A 20,651-nucleotide genomic window follows, 5' to 3' on the forward strand; every position below is an offset into this window, starting at 1 on the left:
CCCGCCGAATCAACAGGAAAACGGGGTTTCGATTTCGCCCAGAGCAGGCGCCGCGGCGTCCTTGGCCGACAGCACCGGAGCGTTGCCGTCGAGCGGCCAGGCCACGGCGATCTGCGGATCATCGAAACGGATGGCGCGGTCATGCGCACCGGAATAAGGAGCCGAGACCTTGTAAAGCACCTCCGTATCGGGTTCAAGCGTCAGAAAGCCGTGCGCGAAGCCGACGGGCACGAGAATCTGGTTGAATGCCTCGGCCGAGAGCTCGAGCGCCACCCAGCGCCCGAAGGTCGGCGATCCCCTGCGGATATCGACGGCGACATCGAAGATGCGGCCGCGCAACACCCGCACCAGCTTGTCCTGCGCGAAGGGCGGATCCTGATAGTGCAGGCCGCGCAAGGTGTGTTTCTCGCGCGACAACGATTGGTTGTCCTGAACCCAGTCGAGAGCGACGCCCTTCTCGCGAAATTTGTCGGCATGAAATACTTCCGAGAAAAAGCCGCGCTCATCTTTGAATATTCTTGGTTTGATTTCAAGAACATCCGGGATGTCCAACGGGCGGATGGTGGGCATAAAGTTCCCTCGTGAAGTCGGCGCGCCGCCCGAACAGGGGCCATGCAAGTGGCTTGCATGCATCGCGGGGCGCTGCTGTTTTTGCGCCATTCCCGGAAGCTTTGCAATCACAATCCGCAGGAAGGCGGGCCCGGCCCGGCGGCGCGTTTCGGCAGACGATCGCGCCGGCGCCATCTGCAACCATGGAGACGAATGATAAACTTAATTCTACGCTGGATCGTTCAGAATATATTTGTCTCCTGTCTGCCTGAATCCGCCATAAAATAAATATAATTGCTTCTCATCGAAATAAGCTGCCGGCCGGCGATGAATAGAGAGTCGTATCGCTGCAGGAAAGCGCTGTGCGGTTCCAGTGATTGCCGCATTGTGTCCTTGCACGGGAAGAGGAGACGGGATATGAACGCGCAATCATCGGCAAGGAACGGCGACTGAGGATTAGATGAAGGGCATCATTCTGGCGGGAGGGAGTGGCACGCGTCTGCATCCGATTACCTTGACGGCGTCCAAACAGCTTTTGCCGATCTACGACAAGCCGATGATCTACTATCCGCTGTCGACGCTGATGCTGGCGGGCATCCGCGACATTCTCGTCATTTCGACGCCGCACGATCTGCCGCGCTTTCAGGCCCTGCTGGGCGACGGCGAGCAGTGGGGGCTGTCGCTGTCCTACGCCGAGCAGCCGAGCCCGGACGGTCTGGCGCAGGCCTATATCATCGGCGAGGAGTTCGTCGCGGGGGAGCCGTCGGCGCTCATTCTCGGCGACAACCTGTTCTACGGCCACGGCCTGCCCGAGCTGCTGCGCGCCGCATCGGGCGGCCTCGGCGGCGCGGCGGTCTTCGCCTATCAGGTCAACGATCCGGAGCGGTATGGCGTCGTCTCCTTCGACGACGAGGGGCGGGCGGTCTCGATCGAGGAGAAGCCGGCGCAGCCGCAGTCCAACTGGGCGGTGACGGGGCTCTACTTCTACGACGGCCGCGCACCCGCGCTGGCGCGCACGCTGAAGCCCTCCGCCCGCGGCGAGCTCGAAATCACCGATCTCAACCGCCTCTACCTGGAGGAGGGGACGCTCAACGTCTCCTGCATGGGGCGCGGCTTCGCCTGGCTCGATACCGGCACGCCCGACTCGCTGCTGGAGGCGGCGGGCTTCGTGCGCACGCTGGAGACGCGCCAGGGCGTCAAGATCTCCTGCCCCGAGGAGATCGCCTACAGGCTCGGCCTGATCGACGCCGCCCAGCTGCTGGCGCTCGGCCGCGCGCTGGGCAAGAGCCGGTACGGCATCTACCTGCAACGCCTCGCCACGCAGAAACTCCGCTGACGGGGTTCTAACCTCCGAACGCCCGCAGACGCGGCGGGAAGGCGAGCGTGAAGTCCTCGCGGTCGGCCGTGAGGTTGGGTGAGTAGAAGGGGTCGTTGAGCAGCCGCTCCCCCCACCGCCGCTGCATCGTCCTGATTTCGCTGCGAAAACGCGCTTGCTTGGCGGGATCGTCCTCGGCCCCGCGCGACACGCTTTCGAGGTGGTAGAGTTCGGCAAACGGCGTCCAGACGTTGCGATACCCCGCCTCGCGCACCCTGAGGCAGAAGTCGACATCGTTGAAGGCCACCTTGAGATGGGTCTCGTCCAGTCCGCCCACGGCCTCGTACACTGGCTTGCGCACGACGAGGCAGGCGGCGGTGACGGCGGAGAGGTTCTGCAGCACGCGCAGCCGATAGGCGTAGCCGGGCGAGTAGCGGTCGGCGTGCTTGTGGGAGTGGCCGGCGACGCCGCCAAGCCCCAGGATGACCCCGCCATGCTGCAGCGTATCGTTGCCGTAGACGAGCTTGGCGCCGACGCAGCCGATCTGCGGTTGCGCGGCCCAGGAGACCATCTCCGACAGCCAGTCGGGCGAAATCACCTCGATGTCGTTGTTGATCAGCCCGACGAGGGAGCCTCCGGCATGCCGCACCGCCAAGTTGTTGATGGCCGAGTAATTGAACGGCGCGTCGTAGCGCAGCACGGCGACATCGTCCTGCCCGGCGATGCCGTCGAGATAGGCGAGCGTCCGCGGGTCCGTCGAGCCGTTGTCCACGACGATGATGTCGTAGTTGCGATAGGTGGTTTTTTCCCGGATCGACTCGATGCAGCCGCGCAGGTAGTCGACGCCGTCGCGGGTCGGGATGATGAGGCTCACGAGCGGTTCGGGGCGGGCAATCGCCGGCCTGACGCGGTAAAACGGCGTCCCCGCCACGCCTTCGACGACCGCATCCATCCCCGTGCGGGCGAGATGCTCCGCAAGGGCGCGCTGTCCGGCAACCCAGGCGTAGGGCTTTTCCGTCGTGGACGTGGCCGTCGAGTGGGCCGCCGCCCGCCAGTGATACAGGACTTTGGGAATGTGGCGCACGGTGTGCGGTTCGACGCGTTCGACCACGCGCAGGTTGAGGTCGTAGTCCTGGCTGCCCTCGAACCCCGTCCGCCAGCCGCCCGCCTGGCGGACGAGCGCTGTCCGATGAACGGTCAGATGGTTGAAATAATTCATCGCCAGCAGCGTTTCCGGACCGAAATCCGGCTTGAAGAAGTGATCGAACCGGCGTCCGTTGGCGTCGATCTTGTCTTCGTCGCTGTAGATGACGGTCGCCTGCGGGAAGCGGCCGATCTCGGCGGCAACCTCGTAGAGCGCATGGGGCCGCAACACGTCGTCGTGGTCGAGCGGCGCGATCCACTCGCCGTTCGCCAGTTCCAGGGCCGAATTCGACGCGTGCGCTATGTGCCCGTTCTTGTCCCGGTAGACGACCTGGATGCGCGGGTCGCCGGCGCGGTAGCGTTCCAGCGTCTCGCGCACATGGGCGGCGGTCGATGCGTCGTCGGCGATGCACAGCTCCCAATGGGGGTAGACCTGGGCCAGGACGCTGTCTATCGCGGCCTCGAGATAGGGCTGCGGCGTGTTGTAGACCGGCATGATCACCGAGATCAGCGGCGTCGCCGGCAGGGCGGCGACCTGCCGACGCAGCGCGGCGATGTCGTCGGGGGTCAGCGTGTCGTAGCGCTCGATCCACTGGTCGTAGCCGCGCCCGGCGAGCTCTTCCTCTTGCTTGGCCGTTTCGCGGGCAACGACGCCGCGTAGCAGCGACCAGCCGCCCTCGCGGTAGAGCGCCAGCGCCCGCCGCGCCAGGCGGGGCAGGTCGGACGGCGACGAGAGGCGCCGGCGGGCGATGGAGATCACCCGTCCGGCCGCGTCAAAAGGGCCGGGAACGCGCCTCCCCGTGCCGCTCTCCGCCGCGGCATCTCCCGTGTCCGCGCCGGGAACGGAGGGGCGATCACCGTCCACGAGCACCCGGATGGCGCAGGTGATATGATAGAGGCTGCTCGTGCGGGCAGGCTCGGATACGGGGTGGCCCTGGGCGTCGATGTGCTCCCACCACGAACCCGGGATCGGGTGCTCGAAGAAACGCAGCAGGCCGCGGCACGTCTGCGCCGCGCGTTCGAGCGCCTGCCCCCGCAGGCGGGGGTCGGTCTCGATGCCGGCCAATGCCACGTGAGCCTTGATGCGCTCGGTCTGCGGCCACAGCCGGGCGCGGCCGTCGCGCACGGTCAGATCGGCATTGAGTTCGTTCACCGCCATGCCGCGGGCCGGATCGACACCGTGATTCTCGGCAAGGTCGATCAGCCGGCGCGCGATGGCCAGCGCATCGGGGCGACCGCGCAGCAGGCCCCAGCGGATCAGCAGCCAGGCCCATTCGTACTGATGGCCCGGCTCGACGACGGCCTCCTCATGCCCCTGCAATTGCCGCCAGTCGCCGTCATAATACTCGCGCAGCGCGCCGCTTTCGGGCTCGATGAAGCGCGACAGGCACAGTTCGGCAATCTCGTCCGCGAGCGCATCCCAGACCGGGTCGCCGCCCGTTTCGCGCCACGCCAGACTCGCTTCGAGAATGTGCATGTGCGGATTGGCCTTGAGGGGCAATTGCCGCGGTTGCGCCTCCTCGAAGCCCGCCATGGGGTGACGCCAGCCGTCCCGCATGCGCCGGAGCAGGGCGGTCGCCTGCGCCTCCAGCCGCTCGGGCTCCTCCCCGATGGCGTGGGCGGCGGCGAGGCCGAACAGCACGAAGGCATGGTCGTAGAGATCGAACGCCGTCCCCAGCACCGCGCCGCCCGGAGCGACCAGGGGAACGACGATTCCGTCGGTTCCCGACAGATGCTGCTGAAACAGAGCGTTCAGGCCGTGGCGGACAAGGCCGCGGGCATCGCCGCTCCAGCCCAGATGCGCGGCGTTGGCAAAGGAGAACACCTGGCGGCCCACGACGCGCGCGCGGCGCGGCTCGTCCGTCGGCTGCCCCGCTGGCGTCAGTTTTTCGAAGAAACCCCCTGCCTGCCGGTCGACGCCCGTGCCGGACCATAGCGGGAGCGCCTTGTCGAAGAGCCATTGCAGCAAGAGTTCCTGTTCGCGCATCGTCTTCTCAACTCTGGGGGCGGCCGCTGCACGGCGCCCCGCGTTATCGCATGGAATGGTGGATGGTGGGCATCTATCCACGCCCATGGCGGGAGAGGAGGGCAGCGACGTAGTCGTCCAGATTGCCGCCGGTGAAGAGATGGCCGCGAATGCCGGCCATCTCGGCCGCCTCGATGTCGGTTTCCTTGTCGCCGATCAGGAAACTCGCCGGCCGCTCCACGGGCCAGCGGTCGAGCAGGCTGAGCAGCATGCCCGGCGCGGGCTTGCGCCAGTCGCTCGCGCGGCGGTAGGCGTCGACGGCGGCATCCGGGTGGTAGGGGCAGAAGCGTTCGTCGTCGATGTGCGCCCCGATCTCGGCCAGCGCGTCGCGGATATGGGCCCGCAACGCGCGGTAGTCGTCCTCGCCGTAGAAGCCCTTGGCAATGCCCGCCTGGTTGGTGACGACGAAAACGTAGTGGCCCGCGCGGTTCAGCCGCCGGATCGCGGCCGGCGCCCCCTCGACCCACTCGAAACGCTCCCGCGATCCGACGTGGCCGTGGTCGACGTTGATCACGCCGTCCCGGTCGAGAAAGACGGCCGGCCGGCGCTGCCAGTCGGGGATTTCGGTCTGGGCGCGGGCGTAATCCTGCGGAATGCCGATATCGATGAAGTAGCCGGCCGCAGGCACGCCGAGGAGCAGGCCGGTGCCGGCCGCATGCGGCAGCACGTCCTGCTCCAGCGAGCAGGAGGGGGCGACGCCGTCGAGGATAGCGCGCCGGAACAGGTAGACGCCGCCGTTCACGAGACCCGGGCCGGCGACGTCCGGGCGCGGCAGGAACGCCGAAATGCGCCCCTCCCGCGCTTCGACGACCCCATAACGGCCGGTGTCCTCCAGCGCGCGCAGGCTGAGAACGCCATGGGCGTGCGCGTCGGCGCGCAGCGCCAGCGCGAGGTCGCCCAGCGCCACGTCGAACAACGAATCGCCGTTGAAGAGATAGAACACCTCATCAAGCAGGTGCCGGGCATGCCACAGCGCGCCGCCGGTGCCGGCCCGGTCGGGCTCGATGCTGACCTCGACCTCGATATCGAGGCTGAGACGGGCCGGCAGATCGGCGGCGAAACTGCGCACCTGGCCGGATTCGAAGGACGCCAGCAGCAGGAAGCGGTCCACGCCCTGCCGCGCGGCCTGCTCGATCAGGATGTCGAGAAACGGCCGCCCGGCCACCGGCAGCAGCGGTTTCGGGCACCGTTCGGTCAGCGCGCCGAGACGCGTTCCAAGCCCTCCGCACAGGATCGCCGCCTGACGTACCCTCACGATATCCTCCCGCCGTTGGTCCCTGCCGTCAGAACTGCCACGTTTCACACCCCTGCGCGGTGAACTTGACGGGCGAGGAGGCCGCCCCGGCCGAATTGAGGACCTCCATCAGGCGGAAGCGGTTTTCCGGATCGACCAGGAAGAACATGAAACCGCCGCCGCCGGCGCCGGATACCTTGCCCGCCATCGCGCCATTGTCCATCGCAAGCTGCACCAGACGATCGATGGCGGAGGTGGAAATGCCCTCGGCCGTCTGCTGCTTGGCCTGCCAGGAGGCGTTGAGAATGTCCGCCATCCTGCGGATGTCGCCCACCAGGAGCGCCTGCTTCATGTCGGCGGCGTCGGACTTGAGCTGGTGCAGCGCGTCGAGGGTGCGTCCGCTCGCGGCGCGGATGCCCTCGGTCTGCCGGTTGATGATCTCGGCCGAGCGGCGCGAGCGGCCCGAGAAGCAGACGATCAGGGACGATTCGAGCTCGTTGTGGATATCGTGGCGCACGCGCAGCGGGTTGACGATGACCCGGTCGTTGGCCAGGAATTCGATGAAGTTCACACCCCCGAACGCGGCGGCGTACTGGTCCTGGCGCCCGCCCGAGAGACCAAGATCGATGCGCTCGATCTCGAAGGCGATATGGGCCACGTCGTAGTCGCCGAGCGGTGCGCCCAGAATGGCGCGCATGCCATCCACCAGCGCCACGACCAAGGCCGACGACGAGCCGAGGCCCGAACCGGCCGGGGCGTCGACCGTCGTCTTGATGGTCAGCGGGACGCGCACGCCGCCGTTGAACTCGCGGATCATGCGCTCGTACACGCCGCGGTGGAGCGGCAGCTTCGTTCCCTCCAGGGGCTCGTCGGGCGAGAAGGATTCACTGACGCCCATATCGTCCGCCTCGAAGACGATCCGGCTCCCGCCGTGGGGCAGGAAGGAGGCGAAGGCAAAGCGGTCCACGGTGGCATTGAGCACGGCGCCGCCGTACTCGTCGCAATAGGGCGAGAGGTCGGTGCCGCCCCCGGCCAGTCCCAGACGAAGCGGTGCGCGAGCGCGTGTGCGGCGAAAAGTCTGGATAACCACCTCTATACCTCCTGCCCCGCGGAATCCGGGGCCATCTCCTGAAACGGGTCGATCCCGAACACAACCGGATCGATCAAAAGTGTGTCGCTTGAGTACTCATCGGGCGGGAGGGGAGGTCGGGGCGCGCCATGATCACCACGGGGGACAATGCGCTCGAAAACGTCCCTGGCCGCCGAGCGGGAGAAACGCCGACGAATGAGCTCCGCCTCCGCTTGCGAAAGCGCGGCGCAGCGGCCGGCGTCTTCGAGCAGCGGCAATACGTCCTGCCCCGGATCCCGGCGCCGCTCGCCGCGATCGCGTCGACGCCGTTCGTCACGCCGATGCCCTCAGTGCCGGGGAGAATGGAGACGACGGGGGTGCCCATCCGCAGGGCCTTCACCAGCTTGCCCTTGACGCCGCCGCCGTAGCGCACCGCCGTCAGCACGACGCGCGCGTCGTCGGCGTAGGAGACCAGTGACGGCACCTGTCCCGCCCTCAAGGGGAAGCGCCGACGCATCGCCTTGACGAACATCAGGTTGTCGGCGGCGTAATTGGCCTGTGCGTGTTCGACGGCGGTTGCGTGTATCTCGACGCCGGTGACGCTGCGGGCCACTTGCGCCAGCAGGGCGGACCGATATCCTTCGCCCGACGCGACATCGAGATCGATGCAGAGATCGCGCGCCATGCAATGGCGTTGATAATGTTCGAACTCGATCTGGCCTTCGATTGCGCTCGTCATCCTTTCGCCAGTGAAGTCCGGCGGCTTTCCAGGGCGCGGGATTTGACAGCTACCGTTCGCTCTATTCGTTATCCGCATTTTTGTCATTGTATTGTGCGTCCGGCGTGAGGATATGTGTCGTATTTGCTGGATATGGGGCCCGGGTGGCTGCCAGGCGCATGGACGAGAATTCGGGCCATTTCTAACTACAATGCTTATCCACCACTTGGTATTGAGCGAAAGTAGAACGATTCTGATCGGTACTTGATACACTAAACGACGGCACCTGAGCAACCCGATATGTGCAATTTTTGGCGTATCATGCCAACATTGGCATCGCAAGACGTGCATTCGACAAGAAATGCGTTCGGCTTCGGCCGGAGCGATTTTCCGGTCTCAGGAGCCGGAAGCGCCGTTCTCACACCCCGCGCAATGCCGATCCGCCGCCGGGGTTGATTTTCCGCTTTTGTCGTATAGAACAAAACAAGATCTTATGCCAAGGGCCCATGAACGCGACTCAAATGAGGGCGGCTCAAATGAGCGTGACTCGGATGCGTGCGCCTCGTCGGCCTTTGATCAGGCCCGCGCGGCGTCCGGGCGGGCCCGTTCGCTGCCGGTCGCAGACCGGGGCCGCGACGGTATGATGGATGGGAACCGCATGAACTGGTCCGGGCAGCAGGATGAGGCGTTGAAGGCGGTGGCGCGCTGGTTGAAGACGGGATCGCCGCAGGTGTTCCGGCTGTTCGGCTATGCCGGCACGGGCAAGACGACGCTGGCGCGCCACATCGCCGAGGATGTGGACGGCGAGGTGGTGTTCGGGGCCTATACCGGCAAGGCGGCCTCCGTGCTGCGGGCGCGCGGCTGCGAGGGAGCGGCGACTATCCACAGCCTTATCTACCGCTCGCGCACCAACGAGGACGAGGATGCGCCCTCCTTCGTGCTCAACCGGCAGGCGGAGGCGGGCAAGGCGGCGCTCATCGTCATCGACGAATGCTCGATGGTGGACGAGGCTCTGGGGCGCGACCTGCTGTCGTTTCAGGTGCCGGTGCTGGTGCTGGGCGATCCGGCGCAGTTGCCGCCGGTGCGCGGCGGCGGCTTCTTCACCGAGGCCGAGCCCGACGTGATGCTGACCGAGGTGCACCGGCAGGCACGCGACAATCCCATCATCCGCCTGTCCATGGCGGTGCGCGAGGGCGGCGAGCTGCCGCCGATCCGGGAGGAGGGCACGCGTGTGGTCTCCCGGCGCGAGATCGACGCCGAGCTCGTCATGCGCGCCGATCAGGTGCTCGTCGGCATGAACCGCACGCGCCGTCTCTACAACGGCCGCATCCGCGAACTGCAGGGATTTCGCGATCCGCTGCCGGCGGCGGGCGAGAAGCTCGTGTGCCTGCGCAACAACAAGACCAAGGGCCTGTTCAACGGCAGCACCTGGTCGGTGAAGGCGCTGCGCGGCGAGGCGAAGGGCTGCATCAAGATGGAGGTTATCCCTGAGGACGAGAACACACGCCGCGGCGTCGACGTGTCGGTGCTGACCGAGTTCTTCACCGGCGCCGAGGAGGACATTCCCTTTGCGCTGCGCCGCGATTCGGATGAGTTCACCTACGGCTACGCGCTCACCGTGCACAAGGCGCAGGGCTCGCAATGGGACGAGGTGATGCTGTTCGACGAATCGCGCGCCTTCCGCGAGCACCGCGCCCGCTGGCTCTACACCGGCATCACCCGCGCGGCGGAGCGGCTGACCGTGGTGGCGTGAGGGGTGGGGCCGGTGCACTTAAAAAATACGGGCGATGCGGACTAAGTTCCCTGGACTAGGCTCACTTTGATGCGGGTGACAGAGGATGTCCGCTGAAACTATTGAAACCGTCAATATACATGAGGCCAAGACCCACTTGTCGCGGCTTGTGGACAAGGCCGCGAAGGGTGAACCGTTCATCATCGCCAAGGCCGGCAAGCCGCTGGTGAAGGTGGTGCCACTCGATGCGCCGGAACCGAAGGAACAGAAACGGCTCGGCTTTCTGGCCGGCCAGTTCCGCGTTCCGGACGATTTCGACGAGATGGGTCAGGATAAGATCATCGCCATATCGAGGGCGATGAGTGAAGTTTCTCGTAGACACTCGTCTGCTGCTCTGGGCGGCGCATTCACCCGGGGTGCTGTCGGCGCGCGCTGCCAAGCTCCTCGACGACAAGGCCAACACGCTCTACTTCAGCGCCACCAGCCTGCGGGAGATGACGATCCAGAATGGTTTGCGCCGGGACGAGTTCGAGGCCGATCCGCGGGTGATGCATCGCGGATTGCTCGACAACGGTTACATCGAATTGCCGGTGACGGGCGATCATGCACTGGTGTTGCTGACGTTGCCGCCCATCCACAAGGACCCGTTCGATCGCATCCTCGTGGCACAGGCCATCGCTGAAGGCATAACCTTGCTGACTTCCGACCGGACCGTCGCGCGCTATCCGGCGCCGATCGAGTGTTTCTGAATAACCGGGGCAATGCTGGTCCGCCCCCTCACCCCAGCGCCTTCTTCACCGCCTCGCCCAGTTCCTTCAGGTCGAAGGGCTTGGGCAGGAAGGTGAAGTTCTCGCCTTCCGGCAGGTTCTTCTCGAAGGCGTCCTCGGCATAGCCGGAGACGAAGATCACCTTCAGCTCCGGGAAGCGGCGGCGCAGCTGCACTAAAAGCGTCGGCCCGTCCATCTCCGGCATCATCACGTCCGACACCACGAGATCGACCGGCGTCTCCAGCTTGTCGACGATGGCGAGCGCGTCCGCCCCCGACGCCGCCTCGATCACCGTGTAGCCGCGTCCGGTCAGGGCACGGGCGGCGAACTTGCGCACGGCTTCCTCGTCCTCCACCAGCAGCACCGTGCCGCGCCCGGTGACGTCGACGGCCTCGCGCTGCTGCTTGCGGCCGGCGGGCTCGTCCGCCGCCGGGCGCACGTAGCGCGGCAGGAAGATGCGGAACACCGTGCCCTCGCCCACGACGCTGTCGCAGAAGATGAAGCCGCCGCTCTGCTGCACGATGCCGTAGACGGTCGAGAGCCCGAGCCCGGTGCCCTTGCCGATTTCCTTCGTCGTGAAGAACGGCTCGAAGATCTTGTCGAGCACGTCGGGCGGAATGCCGCTGCCGGTGTCGGACACCTCGATCAGGAGATAGTCCGCCCGCGGCAGCGAGGTCTCGCTGTGGCCGAAATGGGCGCTTTCCTCGGCCGTGACGTTGCTCGTCGAGATGACGAGCTTGCCGCCGTCGCGCATGGCGTCGCGGGCATTCACCGCGAGGTTCAGGATCACCTGCTGGAACTGGGTGGTGTCGGCCTTCACCTCCCACAGGTCGGCGCCCCGGCGCAGCTCCAGCTCGATGCGCTCGCCCAAGAGCCGGCGCAGCATCTGTGACAGTTCGGAGAGCTCGTCGCCGAGCTGGATGACATTGGGGCGCAGTGTCTGGCGGCGCGAGAACGCCAGCAACTGCCGCACCAGGGCGGCGGCGCGGTTGGCGTTCTGCTTGATCTGCATGATGTCCTGGAAGCTCGGATCGGTCGGCCGGTGGTTCGACAGCAGAAGATCGGAGTAGCCGATGATCGCCTGCAGGACGTTGTTGAAATCGTGCGCCACGCCGCCGGCGAGCTGGCCCACGGCCTGCATCTTCTGCGCCTGGGCGAACTGCGCCTCCAGCGCCCGCTGGTCGGTGATGTCGAGCGCGTAGACGATCGCCGCCTCGCCGTCGAGCTCGCCGTCGTCGATGCTGCTGAAATAGAAGCGCGCCGAGCGTTCGGGCTGGCCGTTCGCCGCGCCTGCCGCCGCCGCGTTCCCTGCCGTCGCGGAACCCCCGCCCGGCTTGCCGGCGACGGCGGCGTCGATGGGGGCGATGTCGCCGAGCCCCTGCGCGGCCCGGTCGATGGCATGGGCGAGGGCCTCGCGGTCGCGCGGGGCGACGACGCTCAGCATGGAGCGCTGCGCACTGCTGTCGATGGCACCCGCCCGCATGCCGAACAGATGCGCGAAGGAAGCGTTCGAGCGCAGGATCTGCCCCTGCCGGTCGACGGTGGCGATGGCCACGGGCGTGTTGTTGAAGAAGCGCGAGAAGCGCACTTCCGCCGCGCGCTGGCCCTCGGCGACGTCCTCGCCCGGCGAGCGGTTGAGCACCAGCGTGCGCGAGGGCTGCGGCTTGCCCTCGGCGTCGAAGGCGACGCGGTGGAAGAGCCGCACCGGCAGGGTCTGGCCGCCGCGCTTGCGGAAATCGAGGTCGAGCGTCTCGGTGCGCTCCTCGCCCGGCGCGCCGGTGACGGAGCCGATGAGCGCCATGGCGCTGGGCGGCGCGACCTCCTCCAGCGTCAGGCCGCCCGAGCCCACCTGCGCGAGATCGTAGTCGAGCCAGCGGGCGAGCGTCGCGTTCATGTAGACGATCTGGCCGCCCGCCGTCAGCGACAGGAAGCCGGAGGGCGCGCGGTCGAGATAGTCGATGGCGTGCTGCAGCTCGCGGAACACGCTCTCCTGCCGCTCGCGGTCGCGGGTGATGTCGGCGACGCTCCACAGCGTGGCCCGGCGCCGGCCGGGGTGCGCTACCTGCCGCACGCCGACCTTGAACCACAGGGCCGCATCGTTCCTGGCGGCAGCGTGCCTGTCGGCCGCTTCCCGGGGGGCCTTCTTCGGCACGACGCGGATTTCCTCGGCGGTGGCGCGCCCCTCGCGCGCCGCCTGCGCCAGCCGGTAGACCGCTTCCGCGATCTCCGGCGCGCCGTTGAACAGGCGCTCGATGGTGGGGGGCCCCGGCAGGTCGTCGCTCCTGAGGCGGTCCGCGAGGGCGAGATAGGCATCGTTGTAATAGGCGACGTGGCCGTCGTTCTCCACCACGATCAGGCCCTCGTCGGCGGAATCGACGAGGGTGCGCCCGAGATCGTGCCGGCCGCGGCCCGCGAACTGGAGAATGCCGAGCGCGAACGCGAAGCTCAGCGCCACGCCGACCACGGCACAGCCGGCGAGAATGGCGAGCACCACCGGTTCGCTCACGCGCTGCTCGCTGAAATAGATCCAGCCCGCCGCGCCGACGAGGGCGAGCGACAGCAGCACGACGAGGCCGGTATGGCCCGAACGCGGATCGCCCCGGTCGACCGAATTATCCATGCGCGCTTCGCTCATGCCGTCTGGTATCCCGTGTGACATCCGGATTCAACTGCTGCCCCCGATGCGCTGCCCCTTGCGCCGCCTGCCGAGCCGCGGTCGACGACTATAGCAGGGAAGCCGTGCCGGGGGGCATGCGGCAGTCTCGTCAGCGCGGTGGTCGCGGGCGCAAACGGGCCGCCGAATCCCTTGTCCGAATCCCTTGTCATGGTGGAACGCCGGCCCGTTCCCGCTATGTTGCCGGATCTCCACACCTATAATAAATCACAAGAGACTAATGAAGACTTTGCATATGCAGCATTAAATGCGATTTATTCGTTGGCGGTGAATCCGTTAGGATCGCATCGCCGTGGCCCGGACGCTTTCCTGATCGACCGCAATCGCTTGATCGATCAGAATTCGTCCGGTGGAGAATCGTAGAGCATTTGTCGAAGCGAGCCTTCTGCGGATGCTCTCATGCCGGCGAGCCGGCTACTTCAAAGGCGGGGGAGCGCGACCGTGCAATTATTCGGTAGCAATACACCGGCAATTGTTCAGTATCTACTGGCCTTTGTCATCATACTGGGTGTTCTTGCGGTGTTTGCTGCGGTTCTGCGCCGAATCACCGGCAACAGGCCGAGACTGGGGTATGCGAGCTCCAGCGCGCGCCACCGCCAGCAGCGGCTGGGCGTCATCGACGCTGTGGATATCGATGCCCACCGGCAGCTCCTGCTGCTGCGCCGTGACAATGTCGAGCATCTGGTGCTGATCGGCGGCCCGAACGACCTCCTGGTCGAAAGCGGCATCGGCCGGCTGCCCTACCGCGCGCCGATCCAGGCGCAGCAACCTGCGCCGGTGGAAGACTTCGTCCCCGGACCGGCGCGGCTCGATCCGCCCGCCCCCCCGCAGGCGGGGGCCGCTGCGGCGGCAGGACTGGCCGGCGCAGCGGGCGTTGCTGCAGGCACGGGTCTCGATTCGCTTTCGCCGTCCGAACCCGCGCCGATCCGCTCGCCGCTGACGCCTCCCCCCCCACCGCCGTCACGCCCGCTGGCAACGCCGGTCGCGCCGAAACCCGCTGCCGCGGACGACGTGAAGGACGATGCGGCCGATCTGCCGGCCCCGCCGGCGGCCGGCGAGAAAGACGCGCCCGAACCGCCGCCCGCGCGCGAGCCGGCGAAGGGGCCATTCAGCGCCGTGGCGCGCCAGCTCGAGGAAGCGCTCAGGCGCCCCTTCGCCGCCGTCCGCCCGTCGCCGGTGACCGGCATCGATCTCGACGAGAGCACGCCCCCCGCCGCCCAATCGCCCGCCCAATCACCTGCCAAATCGCCTGTTGCCAAATCGCCTGTTGTGAAGCCGCCCGTCGAGCCGGTCCTCGGTGAGGATGGCGACAAGGCCAAGGCCGCGGCCGAAGAGGTGCGCGCGCCGGTGCCGCCCGCGCCTCCCGTTCAGGCGACGCTGCCCATTCCCCCGCGCGAGGAGGGACGTTTCGCGGGCAAGAGCGGCGATGCGCCGTTTCCGGCCGTCCGGAGGGATTCCGGGCCGAGCGCCGAGGCCCCGCCCGCTGCCGACGTGAAGCCTGCGGAGAAGCCCGCGTCCGAACCCGCACCGGTTTTCGAGCCGCAGGCACCAGTCCCGCCTCCCGTGTCACCCGCGCCGCCGCCGCCCGCGGGCAGGGCCGACACGGCCGGTTCTTCCGCCACCCCGGCTTCGTCGGCGGATGAGGTCGAGCCGGACGACAAGCCGGCCTCACGCGTGGCGGAGATCCTCCCGCCGGAGATCCTCCCGCGGCGGGCGACGCCCTTCGGCGCACCGATTCCTCCCGGACCCGCTTCGCTCACGCCCGCCTCGCCCACGCCGGCTTCTCCGCCGCCTGCGTCGCCCAGCTACACGCCCGGCGGGACGCGCATCCTCGGCCCGGGAGAGGCAGAGGCAACGGACACGCCGGATACGCTCAAAGTGCCCGAGACGCTCAAGGCGTCGCCCGAGGCCGCCCGGAGCCAGCCGGCGCCCAAGGAGACGTTCGATCTGTCGTCGCTGGAGAATATCGAGGCGGAATTCGCCCGGCTGCTCGGGCGCACGTCGCCCGGCAAGGACAAGTGAGCCGCAGGCGCATCTGACCGCCAAGGCGCGGCGTCCGTCCCACGGATGGATGAGGGCGCTGCTTCCATTCTAGAAAACGGCCCGATTTCGCCAAATCGGGCCGTTTTCCGTAAGTCTCTGATTTTGCTCTAGCCGCCGATGTTGTAGGCGGCGAGCGCCGCCATGTTGACGATGTCGGTGTCCTTCGCGCCCAGCGGCAGGATCTGCACCGGCTTGTTGAGCCCGACGATCAGCGGCCCCACCACCGTGGACGCGCCCAGCTCCTGCAGCATCTGGGTCGAGATCGACGCCGAATGCAGGGCGGGCATGACGAGCACGTTCGCCGGCCCCTTGAGACGGCAGAAGGGATAGAGCGACAGCGCCTCCGGGTTGAGCGCGACGGAGGCGCTGAGTTCCCCGTCGTATTCGAAGCGGGCACGCTGCTCGTCGAGGACGCGCACCGCCTCCTGCACGTGAGTGGCGCGCTCGCCGCGCGGCTGGCCAAAATTGGCGAAGGCGAGCAGCGCCACGCGCGGCTCGTAGCCGAGACGCCGCGCCACGCCCGCCGCCTCCATCGCGATGGCGGCGAGATCCTCGGGCGAGGGCAGCTGCGTGATGGCGGTATCGGCGATCAGCACCGTGCGCCCGCGCGTGATGGCGATGGAGACGCCGATGACCCGGTGGCCGGGCCGGGCGTCGATCACCCGCAGCACGTCCTTGAGCGCGGTGTGGTAGTTGCGGGTGACGCCGGTCACCAGGGCATCGGCATGGCCGTGCATGACCATGGCCGCGCCGAAATGGTTGCGGTCCTGGTTGATGAGCCGCTGGCAGTCGCGCAGCAGAAAGCCCTTCCGCTGCAGGCGCTCGTAGAGGAACTGCGTGTAGAGCGGGTTGTACTGCGAGCGGGCGGCGTTGTGGATCTCGATGCCGGGCCTGCCTTCGAGATCGACGCCCGCGTGCGCCGCCGTCTCGCGGACGCGGTCCTCGCGCCCGACGAGGATCGCCGTGCCGAGCCCCTGATGCACGTAGGAGAGCGCGGCGCGGATGACGGCCTCCTCCTCGCCCTCGGCGAAGACGACGCGCTTCGGGAAGCGGCGCACGCGCTCGAACACGGTGTTGAGCACCCCGACGACCGGGTCGCGCCGCGCCGAGAGCTCGGTCTTGTAGGCCTCGATGTTCTCGATCGGCTGGCGGGCCACGCCGGTTTCGGCGGCGGCCCTCGCCACGGCGGGCGGCACCACCTGGATGAGGCGCGGGTCGAAGGGGGCGGGGATGATGTAGTCGCGCCCGAAACGCGGCCGCGCGCCCTCGTAGGCGGCGGCGACCTCGTCGGGCACGTCCGCGCGCGCGAGCTGCGCCAGCGCCTCGACGGCGGCGATCTTCATCTCGGTGTTGATGGTGGTGGCGCGCGCGTCGAGCGCTCCCCGGAAGATGTAGGGGAAGCCCAGTACATTATTGACCTGGTTGGGATAGTCCGACCGGCCGGTGGCCATGATGGCGTCGTCGCGCACCTTGGCCACTTCCTCGGGCGTGATTTCCGGGTCGGGATTGGCCATGGCGAAGATGATCGGGTTTTCCGCCATGCCCGCCACCATCTCCGGCGTCAGCGCGCCCTTGGCGGAGAGGCCGAAGAAGATATCCGCGCCCCGGACCGCGTCGGCAAGGGTGCGCGCGCGGGTGTCAATGGCGTGGGCGGACTTCCACTGGTTCATGCCCTCGGTGCGGCCCTTGTAGATCACGCCCTTGGTGTCGCACAGGGTGACGTTCTCGTGCCGGAACCCGAGCGCCTTGACGAGCTCGATGGAGGCGATGCCCGCCGCGCCCGCGCCGTTGACGACGAGCTTCGCCTCGCCGATGTCGCGGCCCGTCAGGTGCAGGGCGTTGATGATGCCCGCCGCCGCGATGATGGCCGTGCCGTGCTGGTCGTCGTGGAAGACGGGGATGTCCATCAGCTCCTTGAGGCGCTCCTCGATGACGAAGCATTCGGGAGCCTTGATGTCCTCGAGGTTGATGCCGCCGAAGGTGGGACCGAGATAGCGCACCGCATTGATGAAGGCATCCACGTCTTCGGTGTCGACCTCGAGATCGAAGGCGTCGATGTCCGCGAATCGCTTGAACAGCACCGCCTTGCCCTCCATCACGGGCTTGGAGGCGAGCGCGCCGAGGTTGCCGAGCCCCAGAATGGCCGTGCCGTTGGAGATGACTGCGACGAGGTTGCTGCGCGCGGTGTAGTCGTAGGCGGTGGCGGGGTTCTCGTGAATGGCGCGCACGGGCACGGCGACGCCGGGCGAATAGGCGAGCGACAGCTCGCGCTGCGTCGTCATCGGCTTGGTGGCGACGACCTCGAGCTTTCCGGGACGGCTGCGGGAATGATAAGTCAGCGCTTCCTGATCCGTGTAGGTCAGGCGGCTGCGTTTTTTATGTTCTGTCATAGGAGTGCGATCGGCCTCTGGCGTTTCCCCGAATGGGCGTTTCCCCAAGTGGTTGTATCGAGAACAATATCGGACTGGATCACCCGCCTCAAGCGGGGTTCTCCACCGTTTCGTGCATGGCCCGCCTGCGCGAATCGATGAAAGCACCGGGACCGTCTGATAGCTTTGGCCCATGACCCGTTTCACGCCGATGACACCGTCCGACACGCCCCACGCCGGAACACCCTTGACCGGAACGCCTTTGGCCGGAACGTCCCTGGCCGGCGACAAGCCGTCGCCGATGATGCAGCAATATATCGAGATCAAGGTCGCGCACCCCGATACCCTGCTGTTCTACCGCATGGGCGATTTCTACGAGCTGTTTTTCGGCGATGCCGAGATCGCCTCGCGCACGCTCGGCATCGTGCTGACGAAACGCGGCAGGCACCAGGGCGAGGACATCCCCATGTGCGGCGTGCCGGTGGACAAGGCGGAGGATTATCTGGAGCGCCTCATCGCCGCCGGCCACCGGGTCGCCGTCTGCGAGCAGACCGAGGACCCCGCCGAGGCGCGCAAGCGCGGCAGCAAGTCGGTGGTGCGCCGCGAGGTGGTGCGGCTGGTGACGCCGGGCACCATCACCGAGGACCGGCTGCTGGAGCCCGCCCGTCCCAACTGGCTCGCGGCCGTGGCGCGGCGCAGGCTCTCGCAGGGGAAGCTGCCAGAAGGCGGGTGGACCTACGCGGTCGCCGCCGCCGACATCTCGACCGGCCGCTTCATCGTCTCCGAAGTGTCGGCGACGGCGCTGATGGCCGAGATCGCAAGGCTTGAGCCGCGCGAGATCATCGTGCCCGACGCCATCCACGACGACGATACCCTGCGCGCCTTCTGGGCCGAGCAGCGCGCCGCCGTCACGCCCATGGCGCATGAGGGGTTTGATCCGGCGTCGAGCGAGCGGCGGCTGAAGGATTATTTCGGTGTGTCGGAACTCGCCGGCTTCGGCCAGTTCGCGCCGGCGGAACTGGCGGCATCGGCCGCGATCATCGCCTATGTCGAGCGCACGCAGCTCGGCTCGCGCCCGCCGCTGTCGCCGCCGGTGCGGGAGCTCGCGGGAGCGGGCCTTGCCGTCGACGCCGCCACGCGCGCCAATCTCGAACTCACCCGCACGCTCGCGGGCGAACGGGCGGGGAGCCTGCTCGCCACCATCGACCGGACGCTGACACCGGCCGGCGGCCGGCTCCTGGCCGAGCGCCTGGCCGGCCCGCTCACCGACCCGCAGGCGATCCGCGCCCGGCAGGACAGCGTGGCGATGCTGCATGAGGACATTGCCCTGCGCGAGCGTCTGCGCGGCCTGCTGCGCGCCGCGCCCGACATCGCCCGTGCCCTCTCGCGGCTCATCGTCGGGCGCGGCGGTCCGCGCGATCTCGCCGCATTGCGCGACGGCCTGTCGGCGGCGCGCGCCATCGGCACCCATCTCGAGGGGGCTCCGGCGCTGTCGGCGGAGCTCGACGGCGCGCGCCAAAGCCTCAAGGAGCTCGACCCCGCCTGGGGCGAGGCGCTTGCGGCAGCACTCGCCGACGACCTGCCCCTGCTCAAGCGCGACGGCGGCTTCGTGCGCGCGGGCTGCAACGCCGATCTGGACGAGGCGCGGCTGCTGCAGGCCGACTCGCGAAAGGTGATCGCGGCGCTGCAGGCGCGCTATGCCAACGAGAGCGGCTGCCGCCAGCTCAAGATCAAGCACAACAACCTGATCGGCTATTTCGTCGAGGTGCCGCAGGCCGCCGGCGAGGCGTTCGTGCGCACGCCGCTCAACGAGACCTTCATGCACCGCCAGACCATGGCCGGCACGATGCGTTTCTCCACGGTGGAGCTGTCAGAGCTGCAAAGCCGCATCGCCTCCGCCGGCGACCGGGCGCTCGGCATCGAGCTTGCCGTGTTCGACGAGCTGGTGGCGCTGATGGGCGCGCATGCCGGGGCCATCAAGGCGGCGGCGGAGGCGCTCGCGGCCATCGACGTGTCGGCGGCGCTCGCCGATCTGGCCGCCGATCTCGGCTGGGTACGCCCGCACGTGGACGGCACGCTCGCCTTCGACATCGAGGGCGGCCGTCACCCGGTCGTCGAGGCGGCGTGCAAGCGGGGCGGCGTGGCGTTCGTCGCCAACGACTGCGACCTCTCCCCGCCGGGCGCAGCGAAGTGGGGGCGGATCACGCTCGTCACCGGCCCCAACATGGCGGGCAAATCGACCTTCCTGCGCCAGAACGCGCTCATCGTGGTGCTCGCCCAGATGGGCGCCTTCGTGCCGGTGACATCCGCCCGCATCGGCGTCGTCGACCGGCTGTTCTCGCGGGTGGGCGCGGCGGACGACCTCGCGCGCGGGCGCTCCACCTTCATGGTCGAGATGATCGAGACGGCGGCGATCCTCAACCAGGCCGGCGAGCGCTCGCTCGTCATCCTGGACGAGATCGGGCGTGGCACCGCGACCTTCGACGGCCTGTCCATCGCCTGGGCGGCGATCGAGCACCTGCACGAGGCGAACCGCTGCCGGGCGCTGTTCGCCACCCACTACCACGAACTCACCGCGCTCGCCGACCGGCTGAAGCGCGTGTCGAACGCCACCGTCCGCGTCACCGAATGGCACGGCGACGTCGTCTTCCTGCACGAGGTGGTGCCGGGCGCGGCCGACCGTTCCTACGGCATCCAGGTGGCGCGGCTCGCCGGCCTGCCGCCCAAGGTGATCGCGCGGGCGCGCGACATCCTCACCGAACTCGAAAAGAGCGAGCGCGAAAAGCCGGTGAGCGCGCTGATCGACGATCTGCCGCTGTTTTCGGCCGTCGCCGCCCGTCCGCAGGAAACGTCCGGCCCGTCCGCCGCCGCGCCCGACCTGCTACGCGAGGCGCTCGACGCCATCGTGCCGGACGAGCTGTCGCCGCGCGAGGCGCTCGATGCGCTCTACAGGCTCAAGGGCTTGCGCAGCGACGAGGGCGGTGGAAAGATGCCTTGATCCGATCCCACATG

At 67.8% G+C, this 20,651-nt stretch carries 12 protein-coding genes and 1 pseudogene; 6 read left to right on the plus strand and 7 right to left on the minus strand.

Annotated features, from left to right (window positions below):
- Positions 1-9 precede the first annotated feature (9 nt).
- Positions 10-570 carry a dTDP-4-dehydrorhamnose 3,5-epimerase gene (gene rfbC / locus ACUSIJ_RS02490; protein ID WP_449306985.1) on the minus strand — a complete coding sequence of 187 codons (561 nt, stop codon included), beginning with the start codon at positions 568-570 and terminating at the stop codon, positions 10-12.
- Between the two features lie 439 nt (positions 571-1,009).
- On the opposite strand from rfbC, the gene rfbA reads away from it, so the two are divergent.
- Positions 1,010-1,885: a glucose-1-phosphate thymidylyltransferase RfbA gene (gene rfbA / locus ACUSIJ_RS02495; protein ID WP_449306781.1), complete on the plus strand. Its 876-nt coding sequence runs from the start codon at positions 1,010-1,012 to the stop codon at positions 1,883-1,885.
- Positions 1,886-1,892: 7 nt separating this feature from the next.
- On the opposite strand, the gene ACUSIJ_RS02500 is transcribed toward rfbA, so the two are convergent.
- The 4 genes from ACUSIJ_RS02500 to ACUSIJ_RS02515 form a co-directional block, all read right to left on the minus strand.
- Positions 1,893-4,994 carry an AGE family epimerase/isomerase gene (locus ACUSIJ_RS02500; protein ID WP_449306782.1) on the minus strand — a complete coding sequence of 1,034 codons (3,102 nt, stop codon included), beginning with the start codon at positions 4,992-4,994 and terminating at the stop codon, positions 1,893-1,895.
- 73 nt (positions 4,995-5,067) lie between these two features.
- Positions 5,068-6,288 (minus strand): HAD-IIIA family hydrolase, encoded by a 1,221-nt coding sequence (locus ACUSIJ_RS02505; protein ID WP_449306783.1) that lies wholly within the window; start codon positions 6,286-6,288, stop codon positions 5,068-5,070.
- Between the two features lie 28 nt (positions 6,289-6,316).
- Positions 6,317-7,357 carry a GHMP family kinase ATP-binding protein gene (locus ACUSIJ_RS02510; RefSeq protein WP_449306784.1) on the minus strand — a complete coding sequence of 347 codons (1,041 nt, stop codon included), beginning with the start codon at positions 7,355-7,357 and terminating at the stop codon, positions 6,317-6,319.
- Positions 7,358-7,430: 73 nt separating this feature from the next.
- Complete coding sequence (locus ACUSIJ_RS02515) at positions 7,431-8,075, minus strand: methyltransferase domain-containing protein (RefSeq protein WP_449306785.1); 645 nt, start codon at positions 8,073-8,075, stop codon at positions 7,431-7,433.
- Between the two features lie 637 nt (positions 8,076-8,712).
- On the opposite strand from ACUSIJ_RS02515, the gene ACUSIJ_RS02520 reads away from it, so the two are divergent.
- From ACUSIJ_RS02520 to ACUSIJ_RS02530, 3 genes and pseudogenes are all read left to right on the plus strand, one after another.
- Complete coding sequence (locus ACUSIJ_RS02520; RefSeq protein ID WP_449306786.1) at positions 8,713-9,807, plus strand: ATP-dependent DNA helicase; 1,095 nt, start codon at positions 8,713-8,715, stop codon at positions 9,805-9,807.
- A gap of 100 nt (positions 9,808-9,907) precedes the next feature.
- Positions 9,908-10,126: pseudogene (locus ACUSIJ_RS02525) on the plus strand (type II toxin-antitoxin system Phd/YefM family antitoxin); the annotation flags it as partial.
- Between the two features lie 22 nt (positions 10,127-10,148).
- The gene (locus ACUSIJ_RS02530; RefSeq protein ID WP_449306787.1) at positions 10,149-10,535 is read left to right on the plus strand and encodes a type II toxin-antitoxin system VapC family toxin; all 387 of its coding nucleotides are present in this window, start codon (positions 10,149-10,151) and stop codon (positions 10,533-10,535) included.
- A gap of 28 nt (positions 10,536-10,563) precedes the next feature.
- Here ACUSIJ_RS02530 and cckA read toward each other — a convergent pair whose 3' ends face one another.
- Entirely contained in the window at positions 10,564-13,188 is a 2,625-nt protein-coding gene (gene cckA, locus ACUSIJ_RS02535; RefSeq protein ID WP_449306788.1) for a cell cycle histidine kinase CckA, read from the minus strand.
- 558 nt (positions 13,189-13,746) lie between these two features.
- Here cckA and ACUSIJ_RS02540 point away from each other — a divergent pair.
- A complete protein-coding gene (locus ACUSIJ_RS02540; RefSeq protein WP_449306789.1) occupies positions 13,747-15,249 on the plus strand; it encodes a hypothetical protein in 1,503 nt (500 codons plus the stop codon).
- Positions 15,250-15,377: 128 nt separating this feature from the next.
- On the opposite strand, the gene ACUSIJ_RS02545 is transcribed toward ACUSIJ_RS02540, so the two are convergent.
- A complete protein-coding gene (locus ACUSIJ_RS02545; RefSeq protein WP_449306790.1) occupies positions 15,378-17,660 on the minus strand; it encodes an NADP-dependent malic enzyme in 2,283 nt (760 codons plus the stop codon).
- Between the two features lie 172 nt (positions 17,661-17,832).
- On the opposite strand from ACUSIJ_RS02545, the gene mutS reads away from it, so the two are divergent.
- Complete coding sequence (gene mutS, locus ACUSIJ_RS02550; RefSeq protein ID WP_449306791.1) at positions 17,833-20,637, plus strand: DNA mismatch repair protein MutS; 2,805 nt, start codon at positions 17,833-17,835, stop codon at positions 20,635-20,637.
- Positions 20,638-20,651 lie beyond the last annotated feature (14 nt).

The organism is Pseudochelatococcus sp. B33, from assembly GCF_053570585.1.

Bases quoted from the DNA above. Each gene is read 5' to 3' on its own strand.
- ACUSIJ_RS02545 (WP_449306790.1), bottom strand. From the start codon at position 17,660: ATGACAGAACATAAAAAACGCAGCCGCCTGACCTACACGGATCAGGAA.
- rfbA (WP_449306781.1), top strand. From the start codon at position 1,010: ATGAAGGGCATCATTCTGGCGGGAGGGAGTGGCACGCGTCTGCATCCG.
- ACUSIJ_RS02500 (WP_449306782.1), bottom strand. From the start codon at position 4,994: ATGCGCGAACAGGAACTCTTGCTGCAATGGCTCTTCGACAAGGCGCTC.
- ACUSIJ_RS02520 (WP_449306786.1), top strand. From the start codon at position 8,713: ATGAACTGGTCCGGGCAGCAGGATGAGGCGTTGAAGGCGGTGGCGCGC.
- ACUSIJ_RS02515 (WP_449306785.1), bottom strand. From the start codon at position 8,075: ATGACGAGCGCAATCGAAGGCCAGATCGAGTTCGAACATTATCAACGC.
- mutS (WP_449306791.1), top strand. From the start codon at position 17,833: ATGACCCGTTTCACGCCGATGACACCGTCCGACACGCCCCACGCCGGA.
- cckA (WP_449306788.1), bottom strand. From the start codon at position 13,188: ATGAGCGAAGCGCGCATGGATAATTCGGTCGACCGGGGCGATCCGCGT.
- rfbC (WP_449306985.1), bottom strand. From the start codon at position 570: ATGCCCACCATCCGCCCGTTGGACATCCCGGATGTTCTTGAAATCAAA.